Genomic DNA, 15,969 nt, shown 5'->3' with positions numbered 1-15,969 from the left:
CCCGCCCCCCGCCCCCCCCCCCCCCCCCCCCCCCCCCCCCCCCCCCCCCCCCCCCCCCCCCCCCCCCCCCCCCCCCCCCCCCCCCCCCCCCCCCCCCCCCCCCCCCCGGCCGGGGCGAAGGCCCCGCCCGGAGTGCGGGCGGGGCCTTCGGCGCGTGGTGGTGCGGCGTGGCGGGTCAGGAGTTCATGAGGTCCGCGATGACCAGCGCGGTGACGGTTCCCTTGAAGCCCCAGCCGGGGTTGCGGGAGTCGTTGGGGTGGTTGCGGCGCCACAGGGTCAGCTTGACCTGACCGTCCTCGTCCGTGTCCTCGCTCGGCACGATCTCCAGACCTATCTGGTCGAGCGACATCAGACAGTGGCTCGGATTGCCGTTCTCCAGCACCTCCAGCGCGTAGGACTGGATCACCACGTTGTAGACGGGACGCCCCTTCTCGTCCCGGCGGATCTTGCCCGGGATCGTGAATCCCTGCTTCGCCGTGTAGGCATTCGCCTGAGGAGCGCGGTCCACCTCGAACCTGACGCGCTTGAATGCAATGGCCATTGCTTCCCCCCTGGTTCGGGTCGTTGTGCTGACGACGTCATTGCTACCACCCATTCCCGGGGGCCTGTCATGTCGGGGAATCCCCCACGGGCCGCTTTCCGGACGCTTGCTCCCTTGGCGATTTCGCTGGTGAAGTGCCCTTGACGGGCAATCGGCACCTCGCTATTCGCCCGCAAGGGGTTTCGGGGATCGGCATTCCACCGAAGGCTGGCTCAATGCGTTCGGAGTCAGGCGAAACGATCGGTTTCGGTTTGCGTTCTTCGCGCCGCCCGTGGGTAACGTCTCCTCCTGTCCGAGCTGTTCGAGAGGAAGGCGGAGAAATGGCACTCACTATCCGGCAGGGCTTTGTGCCGCACACCCTGCAGCCCGGCGGAAAGGGCACGTTCACCATCGACGTGGCCTCCGACGTCGTCATCAGCGGACAGAAGGAATGGATAGCCGTGACGTTCCCGGACGGCGTCACGTTCCCGGAAGGGGGCGTGGTCCGGTACATCGCCGACGGAACGAAGATCAACGACGTACTCGAGTCCACCTGGGACCCGCACAGCCGGCAACTTCGTTTCCAGAGCGAGTTACACCTCAACGACCGTACGCCGCGGCAGAACGGCTTCTACTCCATCGACGTGCAGGCCCGCCCCGACGCGGCGCCCGGCCTGCGCAAGCTGGCGAACGCCATCGAGATCGCGGGCGTGAAGGCCGACGTGGAGTTCGAAATCGTCTCGCCCCGGCCCGCCGAGAACCTCATCAAGAACGGCGGTTTCGGTGACGTGCCCTTCACGCCCGACGGGAAATGGACGCCCAACCAGGGCGTGCTCTACGCCCGCAAGGCCGCCGCGCTCGACTGGTGGAGTGTGGGCACGTACCAGGGCAAGGGCGTGTGGGCCCCGTCCCGGACGGGCGCTCCCGGCGAGCTCGTCGACGTGATCAACGGTGACGCGGACGGTCACTTCCCGGAGGACACGGAACGCCCCTTCGTCGCCGGCGAGAACATCGTCGACGTCAACGGCGCCAACACCTGCGGCTACATCGAGCAGGCCGTCACGGTGACCGCCGGCACCTGGTACGAGCTGTCGTTCCACACCGGATACCACCTGGTGAAGGACGACCCCACCGGACCCACCTACCTGCACACCGACGTGCGGTACGGGGAGGCGGGCGCCGAGACCGTCCTGGTCGAGGAGGACTACGTCCAGTACTACACCGGAAAGAACGGCGCCTCCTCCCAGGACCCCGGAAAGAAGCTCAACAAGCCGGGCTGGCGAAAGCGCCGGCTGCGCTTCCTCGTGCCGGACGGCGTCGGCCGGGTGACGGTGCGATTCGCCAATCCCGGGCCTTCGGGATTCAACCCCGAACTGTTCGCGAACCCGGGCGGCAGCAACGGAATGCTCGTCGCCCACGTGGGCCTGGTGCCCTCCGCTCCCGACCCGTACGCCGCTCGTCGGTGAACACCCGAGCCGGTGGCCCGCCCCACGTGCGGTGGGCCGCCGGCTCCGCCGTTCCCGGGGACCGCGGACATGGCAACTCCTTTCCCTGGGAGGCAATGCGGCGGGCCAGTCTTGTTGCGGCGTCGCGGCACCGTCAAACGGGCCGTCGCCGCGTCATCGTTTTCGAGCCTCGTCCCACCGCCGAACCTCCCTGCTGAAGGCCCACTTGACAGCGGATCGAAGGGGAGGATATTCCGCGCGGGATTTCTGGCGGTGCCGCCGCCGACCGCACCGCATGCCGGCCCGCCCCACGCCGTGCCGACCGGAAAACACCGACTCCGGTTTGTGTGCGGCGATACGGCCCTGGGAATGTCTGCTCGCACCGGGTGGCGAGAGGAAGCATGCGCTCCGCCACCTGCGCATCAATGGATCGTTCAGCAGCCATTTGCTCGTCCACGGTTTGCTGGAAGCGTCGGCCGGTGCGTGCCCGATGCCCCGCAGCTCGTGCCCCTCGCAAAAGGAGCTTTCTGCAGTGGAACGTCCCCGCACGGCAGAGGAACGCCAGGACTCCCGCGTCCCGTTACCGGCCGCCTCCGCCGGTGCCGTCGATCTCGAACTCGTCATCCCCGCCTACAACGAGGAGAACCGGCTCGCCCCCACCGTCACGGCCCTGGCCGAGCATGTGCGCGGCATGCCGCTGACGGTCGCGCTGCGCGTCATCGACAACGGCAGCAGCGACCGCACCGCCGAATGTGTCGACCGCCTCGCCGCGTCCGGCATTCCCATCACCGTGACCGGCTGCTCCCGCCGTGGCAAGGGTGCTGCCGTGGCGCGCGGAATGGTGACCACGAACGCCCGGTGGGTCGGATTCTGCGACGCCGACCTCGCCACGCCCGCCACCGCCGTCGACGATGCGGTCCGCCTCCTGCGCGACGGCTGGCAGGTCGTCGTCGGCTCCCGGCGCTGCGCCGGGGCGCGGATCCCCGTGCGGCAGCCGGCCCTGCGCCGGCTGGGCGGGGCCGGCTTCCGGCTGGCGACCCGGCGGTTCTCCGGACCGGTCAAGGACACCCAGTGCGGCTTCAAGTTCTTCGAGGCCACCGCCGCGCGCCGCCTCTTCTCCTCCGTGACCACCAGCGGCTTCGCCTTCGACCTCGAAGTGATCGCGCGGGCCCGCGCCCTCGGGCTGAGCCTGACCGAGTTCCCGGTGGTCTGGAGCGACCGGGCGGGTTCCAGCTTCCGGCCGTTCGCCGACGGCCGCCGCGTGGCCGGCGAGCTGTGGCGGCTGCACCGCACCCTGCAGCGCCGCCCGCCCCGCGTCGTACGCCGGACTTCCGCTCCCCGCGCCGCCGAGGAGGCGGGATGACCGCGGGCACGCTCCCCCTCACCGCCCTGCACGACGCCTTCCCCGCCGTCGCCGACTGGCGCGGGCGCCACGTCGTGGTGTGCAACTGGCGCGACGGCCGCCACCCGCAGGCCGGCGGCGCCGAGCTGTACTGCGAGGAGGTCGCCCGGCACCTGACCGCGGCGGGCGTGCGCGTCACCTACCTGACCGCCCGTCCCCGCGGCTCGGCCCGCCGCGAGGACACCGGCCTCGGCACCGTCGTGCGCGGCGGGGGCCGGTTCACCGTCTACCCGTTCGTGCTGCTGTGGCTGCTGCTGCACCGCCGCTCCGTGGCCGCCGTCGTCGACTCCCAGAACGGCATCCCCTTCTTCACCCCCCTCGCGCTGCGCCGCCGCACCCCCGTGGTCCTGCTCGTCCACCACGTCCACCAGGGCCAGTTCGCCCTGTGGTTCCCCCGCCCCGTCGCCGCCGTGGGCCGCTGGCTGGAGAGCCGCGGCAGTGCCCTGGCGTACGGGCGGCGCGCGGTGTGCGCCGTCTCGCCGTCCACCCGGGCCGAGATCCGCCGGCGGCTCGGCCTGCGCGGCCCGGTGCACCTGGCCCCGGCCGGCCTCGAACCCCCGCCGCCCGCGCCCGGGCCGCGGCGGCGCGCCGCGGCGCCGCGCATCGTCTGCGTCGGCCGGCTCGTCCCCCAGAAACGGGTCGACCGGCTGGTGCGCGCGATGCCCGCGCTGCGCCGCGAACTGCCGGGCGCCCAGCTGCACATCGTCGGCGACGGCGAGGCCCGCGAGGAGCTGCGGGCGCTCGTGGCCGAGCTCGCTGCCGGCGACTTCGTCGTCCTGCACGGCCGCGTGCCACCCGCGCAGCGCGATGCTCTCGTCGACTCCGCGTGGATCAGCGCCACCGCCTCGCTCGGCGAGGGCTGGGGGCTGTCGGTGGTCGAGGCCGCGGCCGCCGGGGTGCCCACGCTGGCGTACGACGTGCCCGGGCTGCGCGACACCATCCGTCCCGGCGTCACCGGCTGGCTCCTGGGCACCGACGACGACCTGGCGGCCGGCCTGGCCAAGGCGCTGCGCACCGTCGAGGCGCCGCAGGACGCGGCCCGCTGGGAGGCGGAGTGCCGTGGCTGGGCGGCCCGGTTCGGCTGGGCCGCCACCACCGGCCACCTGCTGGCCGCCCTGAGCGCCGAGGAGGGCAGGCTCTCCCGCGGCGTGGGCCGCCGCGCGGCCGCCGAGCGGCGCACCGTCACCGACGCGTGCGCCCTGGTCACCGCCCCCGCGGCCGTCCTCGAACGCGCCGACCTGGCCTCGCTGCGCGTCACCGACCTCGTCGACCTCACCGGCCCCCGCCCGTGCCTGCTGCTGGTCGGCGCCGACGAGCACGACGCGGCGGGCGTCCTCGCCCGCATCGGCGTGGACCCCGCGGACCCGCGCGTGTCCGTACGCCTGGCCCGGCACACCGACGCCCTCGGCTGGCAGGCCCACCCCCCTGCCCGGGCGCGGCGGCATGAGACGGGCCGCCGCCGCGCCGCCGGACGGGCCGCCGGTCTCGGCGCCCTCTTCGCCCTCGCGCTGACCCTGCGGCTGGTCTTCATCGCCCGGTCCTACGACGTGTTCGTCGACGAGCTGTACTACACGGCCATCGGACGCAACCTCGCCGACGGGCAGGGGCCGGTCTTCGACGGGCGGTTCTTCGCCCTCCACCCGCCCGCCCTGTTCGCCGTGCTCGCCGCGTGCCTGCGCCTGACCGGCGACGTCTCCGGCGACCTGCTGCACCAGGTGCTCGATCTGCGGCCCGTCGTGGCCGTCACCGGGGCCGTGGGCGTCGTGGCCGTCACCGCGCTGCTGCGCCGTACGGTCCGCGGTCCGCTGGCGGCCGCCGCCGGGCTGTTCCTCGCCCTCGACCCCTTCCTCAACCGCTTCGACAGCCGGGTCATGCTCGAAGCCCAGGCCACCGCCGCCGCGGCGCTCGGCATGCTCGTCCTCGCCCGCACCCCCGCCACCGCCCGCGGCCGCACCGCCGCGGGCACCGGCGCGGGCACCGGCGCGGGGCTGCTGTTCGCTCTTGCGATCACCACCAAGGAGCCGTACGCGCTGGGCACGTTCGTACCCGTCGCCGTCCTGGGCCTGGCCGCCCGGGGCGCGGTGCGGCGCATGCGGCTGACGGCGGCCGCCGTCGCCCTCGCCGGGTATGCGGCGTACGTCGTGGCGACGGCGGCCACCGGCAACTGGCCCGCCTGGTGGGCGCAGAAGACCGACGGCATCGCCCGGGCGCTCGGCCTCAAGCAGATCAGCGGCTTCAACAGCACCGACGGCACCGTCTCGTTCGCCGACCGGCTGCTCGTCCAGCTCGGTCACTTCGCCGTGCCCTACGCCCTGATCGCCCTCGGTACCGCGGCCGTCGCCGGGCTGCTGTGGTGCCGGGCCCGGCGGCCGGGGCTGTTCGCCGGGAATCCGGGGCGCACGCTGATCACGGCGTGGGCGGCGTGCACCCTGCTGCACCTGGTGTACGCGGTGGCCGTCGGCACCCTTGAGGAGCAGATGTTCTACCCCCTCGTGGTGACCAGCACCGCGGCCCTCGCCCTCGCCCTCGACGTCCTCCTCCCCTCCAGGGTCGTGGTGACCAGGACGCTCGCCGCGCTCGCCGCCCTCGCCCTCGTCGTCGACGCCGTGGTGTGGGTACGCGTGCACACCCGGCACGACGACGCCCTGCGACGCACCCTGGCCTGGTCCCGTACCCACCTGCCGCGCGGCAGCGTGGTCGCGGCCACCGACGAGGGCACCTCCTTCGTCCTGCCCGGCGCCCACCTCGCCGACTGGCGCACCCCGGCGGACCTCGGCCGCGCACGCGCGGACTACCTCGTGCTCTCCACCGAGCTGGCGCAGCAGGGCTACGCCCGCATCGGCTCCCGGCTGCGCGCCGTGGTCGAGCGCGAGGCCCCGCTCGTCCACAGCGAACGCGGCACCACCACGGGGGCGCTGCGCGTGTACGACGTACGGGCGCTGGCCGCCGGCCACCGGACGGCGGGGTGACGATGGAGACGACCACCGCGCCCGCCCCCGCCGGGGCCGCCCTCGCCCGCGCCGGCCGCGTCCCCGGAGCCCTGCTGCTCACCGCCGCCACCGTCGCGGTCGGCCTGGGCAACTACGGGCTCTCCCTTCTCCTCGTCCGCCTCCTGGCCCCCCGCGACTTCACCGTCTACTCCGCCGTCTCCTCGGTGCTGCTGAGCGTGGGCACCCTGGCCGGCGCCACCGTGCCCTGGGTGCTGGCCCGGGAAGTGGCGGCCGGTGCGCCCGGCAGCGCGCGGCGCCGGCGGGCGGTGCGCTCGTGCCTGTGGCTCGCCCTCGGGCTGTCCCTGGCGACGGCCGTCGTGGCCTGTGCGGCCGTCGCCTCGTACGCCGGGCCGGGTGCGGTTGCCGCACTGGCGGCCGCGTGCGTGACGATCTGGCTCAACTCCGTCGGCGCCGGCTACCTGCAGGGGCGCGAGCACTTCGCCCGGCTGGGCGCGCTGCGGGTCGGCGAGGTGGCCGTACGCATCGCCGTCACCGTCGCGGGCGTCGGCGCCGGGTGGGGTGCCGCGGGGGCGCTCGGCGCCTTCGCGGCGGGCGCGGCGGTCACCACCGCGGCCGGGCTCGCCGCCCTGCGCCGGGACCTGGCGGCACCGGGTGCCGGCGAGGAGGCCGCCAGCTCCCCCGGCCTGTGGCGGCACGCGGCCCGCATCGGCGGCATCCAGCTGCTGGTGTGCGTGCTGTTCACGTCCGACGTGGTCGTCGCCGCCTCGGTGCGCGGCGGCTCGGCCGACCTGGCGCCGTACCAGGCGCTGCTGGTCCTCGCCCGCGTGCCGCTGTTCCTGGCGACCGCGCTGGCCACCGTGGTCTTCCCCCGGCTGGCCGCGGCAGGCCCCGGCGCGGGCGGCGAGGGCTTCCGCACGGCGCTGCGGCAGCACTGGATTGCCGGCGGTGCCGTCACGGTGACGATCGCGACCTGCCCCGGCGCGGTCGCCGGGCTGGTGCTGCCCGAGCAGTACACGGCCTCCCTCGTGCTGCTGCCCCCGCTCGCCCTCGCCGGATTCGCGAGCGCGACCGTCATGCTGGTGACGGTCGTCTTCCAGGCGTGGGGCCCGGCCCGGCCGGTCGTGGTGCCGCTCGCCGTGGCCTGCCTGCTGGGGGGCGCCGGCTACGCCGTCGCCTCCTGCGACGTGCGGGCGCTGGCGTGGAGCGCGGCGGCCGTCACCTCGGCAGTGGCCGTGGTGACGGTGGGCCGGGCCCGGCGCCGCGTGCCCGGCACCGGACCGGTCGCCGGGGCCCTCGGCCCGCTCGCGGCGGGCGCCCTCGCCTGCTGCGCGCTGCTCGCGCTGCGGCCGTACCCGGCCCTGTGGAGCGGTGCGGCGCTCGCCGTGCTGGCCGGCGCCGCCGCGGCCGTACGCTCCCGGCCCCGCCGATCCGGCCCGTACCGCGTGCTCCACCTGGGCTTCGAGGACCCCCGGCGGCCGGGCGCTGGCGGCGGCTCGGTGCGTACCCACGAGGTCAACCGGCGGCTGGCCGCGCGGGGCGTGGAGGTGACCGTCGTGGTCGCCCCCTGGCCCGGCGCCGCCGCGACCGTGCGCGACGGCGTCCGTTACGTACCGCTGCCCGCGCATCCGGGGCCGCTGGTGCGCAGTCGTTTCGCCGCGCAGATCGCCTACTTCGCGGTCGTCGTCACCCGGCTGCCGTGGCTGGTGCGCCGGCACGACCCGGACATCGTGGTCGAGGACTTCGCCGCCCCCTTCTCCTCCGTGTGCGTGCCGTACCTCACGCGCAGGCCGGTCGTCGGAGTGGTGCAGTGGCTGTTCGCGTCCGAGAAGGCCCGCGAGTTCCACCTGCCGTTCGGCGCCGTCGAGCGGCGCGGGCTCGCCTCGCACACCACCCTGCTCGCGGTCGGCGACGGCCTGGGCGCGGAACTGCGCAGGCGCCGTCCCACGGCCCGGGTGGAGGTCGTCCCCAACGGGGTCGACGCGGCGGCCTTCACCGCCTGCGCCGCCCGGCGCGGCGACCACGTGCTGTACCTCGGCCGGCTGGAGACGACCTCCAAGGGCCTGGACCTGCTGCTGCGCGCCTATGCCCTGGCCGCCCCGCACACCCCCGCCGACCTGCACGTCGCCGGCGACGGCCCGGACGCCCGCACCGCGCGCGCCCTGGCCGCCGACCTGGGCATAGCCGACCGCGTCCACTGGCTGGGCCGCGTCGAGGGCCCCGCCCGCTTCGAGCTGCTGGCCGCAGCGCGGCTGGTGTGCGTACCGAGCCGGTACGAGACCTTCGGCATGGTCGCCGCCGAGGCCCTGGCCACCGCCACCCCGGTCCTGGCCTTCGACATCCCCCGCCTGCGCGACCTGGTCACCGACGCCGTGGGCGTCCGCGTACCCCCCGGCGACCTCGACGCCTACGCGGCCGCCCTGACCTCCCTCACCGGCGACCCGGCCCGCTGCCGGGCCCTGGGCGCCCGGGGCCCGGCAGCGGTGGCGCACCTGGACTGGGACCGCATAGCCGCAGCCCAATGGGCGGCCTACCGGCGGGTGTCGGGGGCGGGGGCACTGTGACTCACACGAATGCCGGTCGTTCCGGGTCCAGGGTTGCCAGGCCCTCCGTGGGGGAGGAGGCCTCGGCGAAGTGGCGGCGGGGGATGCGGCCTGCGCGGTGGGCGAGGCGGCCGGCTTCGACCGCGTGGCGCATCGCCTCCGCCATCAGGACGGGTTCCTGGGCCCGGGTGACCGCCGAGGCGAGCATCACCGCGGCGCAGCCGAGTTCCATGGCCAGGGCCGCGTCGGAGGCGGTGCCGGCTCCTGCGTCGAGGATCACCGGGACCGTGGCGCGTTCGGTGATGAGCTGGAAGTTGTGGGGGTTGCGGATGCCCAGGCCGGAGCCGATGGGGGCGCCCAGGGGCATGATCGCGGCGCAGCCGACGTCCTCCAGCTTGCGGGCGAGGACGGGGTCGTCGTTGGTGTAGGGCAGCACGGTGAAGCCGTCGTCGACGAGGATCTCGGCGGCGTCCAGGAGTTCGATGGGGTCGGGCAGGAGGGTGCGCTCGTCGGCGATGACCTCCAGTTTGACCCAGTCGGTGCCGAGCGCCTCGCGGGCGAGGCGGGCGGTGAGGACGGCCTCGCCGGCGGTGAAGCAGCCGGCGGTGTTGGGCAGGACGCGGATGTCGTGCTTCTCCAGGACGGAGAGGACCGAGCCGCGGACGGTGGCGTCGAGGCGGCGCATGGCGACGGTGGTCAGTTCGGTGCCGGAGGCCAGGAGGGCGCGTTCGAGGACCTCCAGGCTGGGGGCGCCGCCGGTGCCCATGATGAGGCGGGAGGTGAAGGTGGTGTCGGCGATGGTGAGCAGGTCGTCCGCCATGGGGTCAGCCTCCCTGGACCGCGGTGAGGACCTCGACGCGGTCGCCCTCGCCGAGGGTGGTCTGCGGCCACTGGCCGCGCGGTACGACGGCCTCGTTGACGGCGGCGGCGACGCCGCTGTGCGCCGTGGTGAGGGTGGCCACCAGGCCGTCGAGGGTGGTGCCGGCCGGGACGGCCCGGCGCTCGCCGTTGACGCTGATGACGTGGGTGGTCATGCGGGCTGCTCCTGGAGTGCGGGGGTGAAGCGGAGGGGGGAGAAGGGGCGGGCCTCCGCGGGCAGCCGTCCCTCGGTGAGGACCTCGGCCATGACGTCGCCGGTGACGGGGGTGAGCAGGACGCCGTTGCGGTGGTGGCCGGTGGCGAGGTGCAGGCCGGGCAGGGCGGTGGGGCCGAGCAGCGGGGCGTTGTCGGGGGAGCCGGGGCGCAGCCCGGCGAGGGTTTCCACCAGGGGCAGTTCGGTGATGCCGGGCACCAGTTCGTGGGCGTCGCGCAGCAGTTCGTAGACGCCGCCGGCGGTGACGGTGGTGTCCCAGCCCTGTTCCTCGGTGGTGGCGCCGACGACGAGTTCGCCGTTCTCGCGCGGGACGAGGTAGACGTGGCCGCCGCGCACCACGGCCCGTACGGTGCGCGAGAGGAACGGCCGGTACGGGCCGGGTATGCGCAGCCGCAGCACCTGGCCCTTGACGGGCCGTACGGGCGGCAGCACCTCCTCGGGCAGGCCGGTGAGGCGGCCGCTGTGGCTGCCGGCGGCCAGGACCGTCCGGTCCGCGGCGACGCGGGTGCCGTCGGCGAGCTCGGCGCCGGCGGCCCGGCCGCGGGCGAGCAGGGCCCGGACGGCGGGGGAGCGGTGGAAGGTCACCCCGGCCCGCTCGCAGGCGAGGAGCAGGGCGGCGGCCAGGCGCCGGGGGTCGGTCTGGTGGTCGCCGTCGACGCGCAGGCCGCCCTGGACGGCGGGGGCGAGCATCGGTTCGAGCCGGCGGCACTCGCGCCCGGACAGCCACTGGGACTGCAGGCCGCAGCGCTGCTGGAGGGCGTGCAGTTCCTTCAGGTGGGCGCGGTCGTCGGCGTCGAGCGCGACGGCGAGGGTGCCGCAGGCGCGGTAGCCGGTGTCGAGGCCGGTGGCCTCGTGCAGTTCCGCGGTGAAGGCCGGGTAGCGGCGGGCGGAGGCGAGGTTGAGGGCGAGCAGCGTCTCCTCGCCGTAGTGCAGTTCGGTGACGGCGGCGAGCATGCCGGCGGCCACGCGTGCCGCACCCCCGCCGGGCTCCGGGTCGGCCACGACCGTGGCCAGGCCGCGCTGTGCGGCGCGCCAGGCCGTGACCAGGCCGATGATTCCGCCGCCGATGACCAGGACGTCGCAGGATGTGTCGGACGTGCCGTTCGCAGCGTGCATGGGCGTCCAGCCCCTCCCTTCGCCGGCATGACCCGGATCAGGTTCGTACGGTCGGAGGCCGTCCAGCCTCCCTCTCAGCCCGGTGCGCCGGGCTCCCGCGAGTGCTTGCAGCCTGCCACCCTAGTACGGGCCGCGGGCCGCCCGGAAGGCGGCGGTGCGCCCGGCGGGGGTGACGCTGTGTCAGAGGTCTCGCCCACGGGTGCTCCGGCGCGCACGGCCCGCGGGCCTACAGTTGATCGGGTGAGCGAGCAGACGAACACCTCCGGTGACCGCCGCGTCGTCATCGTCGGAGCGGGCATGGCGGGCGTGCAGACCGCCGTGGCCCTGCGCGAACAGGGCTGGACCGGCAGCATCACGCTGCTGGGCGCCGAGCCCCACCCGCCCTACGACCGCCCCCCGCTGTCCAAGGCCGTGCTGCTGGGCACCGCAGAGGACTCCGCCTTCGCCGTGGACTTCGGCTCGCTCGGCATCGACGTGCGCCTGGGCACGGGCGCCACCGGGCTGCGCGCCGAGGAGCGCACGGTGCTCACCCCGGCGGGAGAGGTGCCCTACGACATTCTGGTCATCGCCACCGGCGCCGAGGCGGTGGCCCTGCCCGGCAGCGAGGACGTGCCGGGCGTGCACGTCCTGCGCACCTTCGACGACGCCGCCCTGCTGCGCCCGCTGCTGACCGAGCGGCGCCGCTTCGTCGCGGTGGGGGCGGGCTGGATCGGTGCGGAGTTCGCCACGGCCGCCCGCGAGGCGGGCTGCGAGGTGACGGTGGTGGAGGCCGCCGGCCAGGTGCTGCCGGGGGCGCTGCCGCCTCAGGTCGCGGCGCCCATGGCCGCCTGGTACGAGGAGAGCGGCGTGCGCCTGCTGACCGGCACGCCGGTGACGGCCGTGGAGGCCGGCGCGGTCGTCCTCGCCGACGGCACGCGGCTGCCCGCCGACGCGGTGGTCGTGGGCATCGGCGCCCGGCCGGCCACCGGCTGGCTGGCCGGCTCGGGCGTCGAGCTCGCCGAGGACGGCTCGGTGCGCGCCGACGACCGGCTGCGCACCTCGCTGCCGGGCGTCTACGCGGTCGGCGACTGCGCCTCCTTCCCCTCCGCCCGTTACGGCGAGCGGCTGATGGTGCACCACTGGGACAACGCCCTGCAGGGCCCGCGCACGGTGGCCGCGAACATCGTCCACGGCCCCGAGGAGAGCCCGGTCTACGACCCGGTGCCCTACTTCTGGTCCGAGCAGTTCGGGCGCTTCGTGCAGTACGCCGGGCACCGCGCGCCCGGTGACGAGCTGCTGTGGCGCGGCGATCCGCAGGGCGCGGCCTGGACGGTGTGCTGGCTGCGCGGGGACGTCCTGGTGGCGCTGCTGGCCGTGGGGCGGCCGCGCGACCTGGCCCAGGGCCGCAAGCTCGTCGAGCAGGGCGCCGCCCTGGACCGGGAGAAGGCGCGGGACGCCGCGGTGCCCCTGAAGGCGGCCGTCCTGACCCCCGCCGGGCGGCCGGTGGAGTGACCTGCGGGCGACTTGCGGGCCCGGCTCGGGTCAACCCGGCTACCGGCTGTCAGTCCCGGATGGCAGGCTTGTCCCTGTGACCGAGATTGACACGAAGATCGATGCTCTCGTTCCTGCCTGGCTCAACCTCCCCGACATCGCCGAGAAGCTCGGTGTCGAGGTGACGCGCGTGCGGCAGCTGGTCAAGGAGGGCCAGCTGATCGCCGTCCGCCGGGGCGAGAACCGAGTGCTCATGGTGCCCGCCGCCTTCATCGGCGAGGGCAAGGTGGTCAAGGGCCTCGCCGGGACCTTGACGCTGCTGCGGGACGACGGCTTCAGCGACGAGGAGATGCTGGAGTGGCTCTTCACCCCCGACCCGACCCTGCCCGGCACCCCGGCCGACGCGCTGCGGGAGAATCGCGGCACGGAGGTCAAGCGCCGGGCCCAGGCACTGGCCGTCTGAGCCGGCACCCGTAGTACGACCTGCATCACCGCAACCACTGACACCGTCCGGCGTACGGGCCCGGGGCAGCGCGCCCCGGGCCCGTACCGCCGCCGACCGGGGGGAGCCACCGCCCATGCCCGTCGCCGCAGCACGCGAGCGGCTCGCGAACGCCCGGCTGTACCTGTGCACGGACGCCCGCAAGCGCCAGGGCGACCTGCCGGAGTTCCTCGACGCGGTCCTCTCCTCGGGGGTGGACGCGATCCAGCTGCGCGACAAGGGCATGGAGGCCGGTGAGGAGCTCGAGCACCTCGCCGTCTTCGCCGAGGCGGCGCGCCGGCACGGCCGGCTGCTGTCCGTCAACGACCGCGCCGACGTCGCGCACGCGGCCGGCTCGGACATCCTGCACCTGGGCCAGGGCGACCTGCCGGTGCCCGCGGCCCGGGCGATCCTGGGGCCCGACGTGCTCGTCGGCCGCTCCACGCACGCCGAGGCCGAGGTCGAGGCGGCCGTGGCCGAGCCCGGCGTGGACTACTTCTGCACCGGCCCCTGCTGGCCCACCCCGACCAAGCCCGGCCGCCACGCCCCGGGCCTGTCCCTGGTCCGCCACGCGGCGGCGCTGAGGCCCGAGCGGCCCTGGTTCGCCATCGGCGGCATCGACGCGGGCAACCTGGAGCAGGTGCTCGACGCCGGCGCCCGGCGGGTCGTCGTGGTGCGGGCGATCACCGAGGCGGACGACCCGGGGGCGGCCGCCGCCGACCTCGCCCGGCGCATCCGCGCCTACGACCTGTGACCGGTTCCCGGTACGCGGCCTGTCCACGTACTGGGACGATTGACGGATCACCATCGGCGAATCGGACATAAAGCCGAACTCGGTTGGGGCCGGGTCGGGACGCGGGTTAACTTGCCGGTATGGCCCTTGGCACAGCGTCCACCAGGACGGACCACGCGCCCACCATCCGTGAGCTGCTCGCCTCGGGCGAGCGTTCGTACTCCTTCGAGTTCGCCGCGCCCCGCTCGGAAAAGGGCGAGCGGACGCTGTGGAACGCCATCCGGCGCATCGAAGCGGTGGCACCCACCTTCGTCTCCGTGACCTACGGCGCCGGCGGCTCCTCGCGCGAGGGTACGGTTCGGGCCACCGAGCGCATCGCCACCGACACCACCCTCACCCCCGTGGCCCACCTGACGGCCGTCAACCACTCGGTCGCCGAGCTGCGCAACGTCATCGGGCAGTACGCGGACGTGGGCATCCGCAACATGCTCGCCCTGCGCGGCGATCCGCCCGGTGACCCCATGGGCGAGTGGGTGCGCCACCCCCAGGGCGTGCGCTACGCCGCCGAGCTGGTGCGGCTGATCAAGGAGTCGGGCGACTTCTGCGTGGGCGTGGCCGCCTTTCCCGAGATGCACCCGCGCTCCACCGACTGGGAGACGGACGTCAGGCACTTCGTGGCCAAATGCCGGGCAGGTGCCGATTTCGCCATCACCCAGATGTTCTTCCACGCCGAGGACTACCTCAGGCTGCGCGACCGGGTGGCCGCCGCCGGCTGCGACACCCCGATCATCCCGGAGATCATGCCGGTCACCAACGTCCGCCAGATCGAACGATTCGCACAGCTCAGCAACGCGACGTTCCCCTCCGACCTCGCCGAGCGGATCCTCGCGGTGCAAGGCGACGCGGCCGCTGTACGCTCGGTCGGGATCGAGTACGCGACCCGGTTGTGTGCCCGGTTGATGGCCGAGGAGATTCCCGGGTTGCACTTCATTACCCTGAACCACTCCACGGCGACGTTGGAAATCTACGAGAATCTGGGACTGCACCAGCGGTCCTGAAGGCCGGCCGGACAGCGGCGGGCCGAACGAGAGGGGCGTTAATGGGCTGGACGGTCCTCTACATCGCGTTCGGTGTTGTCGCGCTCTGGCTGTTGGCCGAGGTGCTGCTGCAGTACAAGGCGCGCCTGCGCTGGCGGCTGCTCGCCTTCGCCGGTTTCCTCGGCGTGGTCGCGGGCGTGGTCTTCCCGTCCGTGGCCGTCATCGTCGTGGGCGCCATCGCCTTCGCCGTGGGCCAGACCTTCGTCACGCTCTCCTTCCGCCGCGGCTTCACCATGGGCTGGGCCCTGCGCCGCGGGGACGCACCCGACGCCCCGCCCTCCGCCGCGGCCCCGGCCCCCGGCGGCCGGGCGGCGGCACGCGCCGGGCGCCGCCGCAAGGGCGAGCGCCGCGGCGCACCCGCCCCCGCGCCGGCCGCGGCCCCCGACGTCACCCTGCCGGCCGACGGCCCCGGCGCCCTCACCGCCGTCCAGGAGCCCCCGGCCGCCGAGGCCACCGCGCTGCTCGACCCGGTCCTGGACGCGGGCGTGCCCCAGCAGCCGACCGCCGAGCAGCCCCACCCCATGGGCTACCCGGCCCCCGGCCAGGGCGGCTACGACTACGGCCGGCAGCCGGCCGCGGAGACCCCCGCCCACGACGGCGTCCCGGCGGGCCAGTTCGACTACGGCCAGGGCCAGTACGCCTCGTACTCCGACCCCTACATCGGCAACCGCGCCCCGTCCTACGAGCAGTACGACGCCTACGGCCAGCAGCAGCCGTACGCACAGCAGGGCTACGGCTCCGGCGGATACGGCCAGGGCGCCTACGGCGGGCAGCGCTACGACATGGACACCCCGCCCGGCGGCGTGTGGGTGCCGCAGCAGCGCGACACCGACGCGGCCCCGCAGGCCGGCCAGCAGCCGCCCTACCCGCCGCAGCACCTGCCCGGCCAGGGACAGGGCCACGACGAACAGCCCTACCGCTACTGACCTCCTGACCCAGGCCCTGTCCGGCGGATCTTCGTCGCGGGGCAGGGCCCGATCTGTGGCTGCCGCCGCGTGGGCGCGATCGGCCGGCGACGGCCCGCGGTCGGCGCGTCACCCCGAGACCGGGGCGAAGCACCCTGTCTGCGGGCGCGTCGTGGCTTGTCGCGCCCGCGCGGCGGCAGCCGCAGATCGACAACG

Annotated in this window: 13 protein-coding genes and 1 riboswitch; of the genes, 9 read left to right on the top strand and 4 right to left on the bottom strand. The window is 74.8% G+C overall.

The genetic code is table 11. From position 1 onward, the window contains the following. Window positions 1-175: 175 nt before the first annotated feature. Entirely contained in the window at window positions 176-541 is a 366-nt protein-coding gene (locus tag AC27L3_RS28745; protein WP_487236983.1) for a hypothetical protein, read from the bottom strand. 320 nt (window positions 542-861) lie between these two features. Between AC27L3_RS28745 and AC27L3_RS28740 the strand changes: the two genes are divergently transcribed. The 4 genes from AC27L3_RS28740 (at window position 862) to AC27L3_RS28725 (ending at window position 8,879) form a co-directional block, all read left to right on the top strand. Continuing rightward, window positions 862-1,986, top strand: a complete 1,125-nt coding sequence (locus tag AC27L3_RS28740) for a carbohydrate binding domain-containing protein (RefSeq protein WP_487236982.1) — start codon at window positions 862-864, stop codon at window positions 1,984-1,986. A gap of 511 nt (window positions 1,987-2,497) precedes the next feature. Continuing rightward, a complete protein-coding gene (locus AC27L3_RS28735; RefSeq protein ID WP_487236981.1) occupies window positions 2,498-3,328 on the top strand; it encodes a glycosyltransferase in 831 nt (276 codons plus the stop codon). Then, window positions 3,325-6,336 carry a glycosyltransferase family 4 protein gene (locus tag AC27L3_RS28730; RefSeq protein ID WP_487236980.1) on the top strand — a complete coding sequence of 1,004 codons (3,012 nt, stop codon included), beginning with the start codon at window positions 3,325-3,327 and terminating at the stop codon, window positions 6,334-6,336. Before AC27L3_RS28735 ends, AC27L3_RS28730 begins: the two co-directional genes overlap by 4 nt. 2 nt (window positions 6,337-6,338) lie before the next feature. Then, complete coding sequence (locus AC27L3_RS28725; RefSeq protein ID WP_487236979.1) at window positions 6,339-8,879, top strand: glycosyltransferase; 2,541 nt, start codon at window positions 6,339-6,341, stop codon at window positions 8,877-8,879. A gap of 1 nt (window position 8,880) precedes the next feature. Here AC27L3_RS28725 and AC27L3_RS28720 read toward each other — a convergent pair whose 3' ends face one another. From AC27L3_RS28720 to thiO, 3 genes are all read right to left on the bottom strand, one after another. After that, a complete protein-coding gene (locus tag AC27L3_RS28720) occupies window positions 8,881-9,678 on the bottom strand; it encodes a thiazole synthase (RefSeq protein WP_487236978.1) in 798 nt (265 codons plus the stop codon). 4 nt (window positions 9,679-9,682) lie between these two features. Next, entirely contained in the window at window positions 9,683-9,892 is a 210-nt protein-coding gene (gene thiS / locus AC27L3_RS28715) for a sulfur carrier protein ThiS (RefSeq protein ID WP_487236977.1), read from the bottom strand. Next, on the bottom strand, window positions 9,889-11,067 hold the full coding sequence (gene thiO / locus AC27L3_RS28710) for a glycine oxidase ThiO (protein ID WP_487236976.1): 1,179 nt from the start codon (window positions 11,065-11,067) through the stop codon (window positions 9,889-9,891). Before thiO ends, thiS begins: the two co-directional genes overlap by 4 nt. Further along, window positions 11,065-11,176: riboswitch (TPP riboswitch) on the bottom strand. It overlaps the preceding gene by 3 nt. A 131-nt stretch (window positions 11,177-11,307) precedes the next feature. Between thiO and AC27L3_RS28705 the strand changes: the two genes are divergently transcribed. The 5 genes from AC27L3_RS28705 to AC27L3_RS28685 all read left to right on the top strand — a co-directional run bounded on the left by AC27L3_RS28705 (window position 11,308) and on the right by AC27L3_RS28685 (window position 15,774). Then, entirely contained in the window at window positions 11,308-12,558 is a 1,251-nt protein-coding gene (locus AC27L3_RS28705) for an NAD(P)/FAD-dependent oxidoreductase (protein WP_487236975.1), read from the top strand. A 76-nt stretch (window positions 12,559-12,634) separates the two neighbouring features. After that, on the top strand, window positions 12,635-13,000 hold the full coding sequence (locus tag AC27L3_RS28700; protein WP_344439307.1) for an Rv2175c family DNA-binding protein: 366 nt from the start codon (window positions 12,635-12,637) through the stop codon (window positions 12,998-13,000). A 115-nt stretch (window positions 13,001-13,115) separates the two neighbouring features. Further along, window positions 13,116-13,772 (top strand): thiamine phosphate synthase, encoded by a 657-nt coding sequence (gene thiE, locus AC27L3_RS28695; RefSeq protein ID WP_487236974.1) that lies wholly within the window; start codon window positions 13,116-13,118, stop codon window positions 13,770-13,772. Window positions 13,773-13,891: 119 nt separating this feature from the next. Next, window positions 13,892-14,809, top strand: coding sequence for a methylenetetrahydrofolate reductase [NAD(P)H] (gene metF, locus AC27L3_RS28690; protein WP_344439303.1), 918 nt, complete (start codon window positions 13,892-13,894; stop codon window positions 14,807-14,809). A 41-nt stretch (window positions 14,810-14,850) separates the two neighbouring features. Beyond that, window positions 14,851-15,774 (top strand): hypothetical protein, encoded by a 924-nt coding sequence (locus AC27L3_RS28685; RefSeq protein ID WP_487236973.1) that lies wholly within the window; start codon window positions 14,851-14,853, stop codon window positions 15,772-15,774. Window positions 15,775-15,969 lie beyond the last annotated feature (195 nt).

The organism is Streptomyces sp. PKA51 (genome assembly GCF_057552455.1).
Note: the sequence above shows the minus strand (reverse complement) of the source record. Positions and strands in the feature narration are given on the sequence as shown.

Coding starts and splice junctions, on each gene's coding strand:
- metF (WP_344439303.1), top strand. CDS start 13,892: ATGGCCCTTGGCACAGCGTCCACCAGGACGGACCACGCGCCCACCATC.
- AC27L3_RS28745 (WP_487236983.1), bottom strand. CDS start 541: ATGGCCATTGCATTCAAGCGCGTCAGGTTCGAGGTGGACCGCGCTCCT.
- AC27L3_RS28740 (WP_487236982.1), top strand. CDS start 862: ATGGCACTCACTATCCGGCAGGGCTTTGTGCCGCACACCCTGCAGCCC.
- AC27L3_RS28685 (WP_487236973.1), top strand. CDS start 14,851: ATGGGCTGGACGGTCCTCTACATCGCGTTCGGTGTTGTCGCGCTCTGG.
- AC27L3_RS28730 (WP_487236980.1), top strand. CDS start 3,325: ATGACCGCGGGCACGCTCCCCCTCACCGCCCTGCACGACGCCTTCCCC.
- thiO (WP_487236976.1), bottom strand. CDS start 11,067: ATGCACGCTGCGAACGGCACGTCCGACACATCCTGCGACGTCCTGGTC.
- AC27L3_RS28725 (WP_487236979.1), top strand. CDS start 6,339: ATGGAGACGACCACCGCGCCCGCCCCCGCCGGGGCCGCCCTCGCCCGC.
- thiS (WP_487236977.1), bottom strand. CDS start 9,892: ATGACCACCCACGTCATCAGCGTCAACGGCGAGCGCCGGGCCGTCCCG.
- thiE (WP_487236974.1), top strand. CDS start 13,116: ATGCCCGTCGCCGCAGCACGCGAGCGGCTCGCGAACGCCCGGCTGTAC.
- AC27L3_RS28720 (WP_487236978.1), bottom strand. CDS start 9,678: ATGGCGGACGACCTGCTCACCATCGCCGACACCACCTTCACCTCCCGC.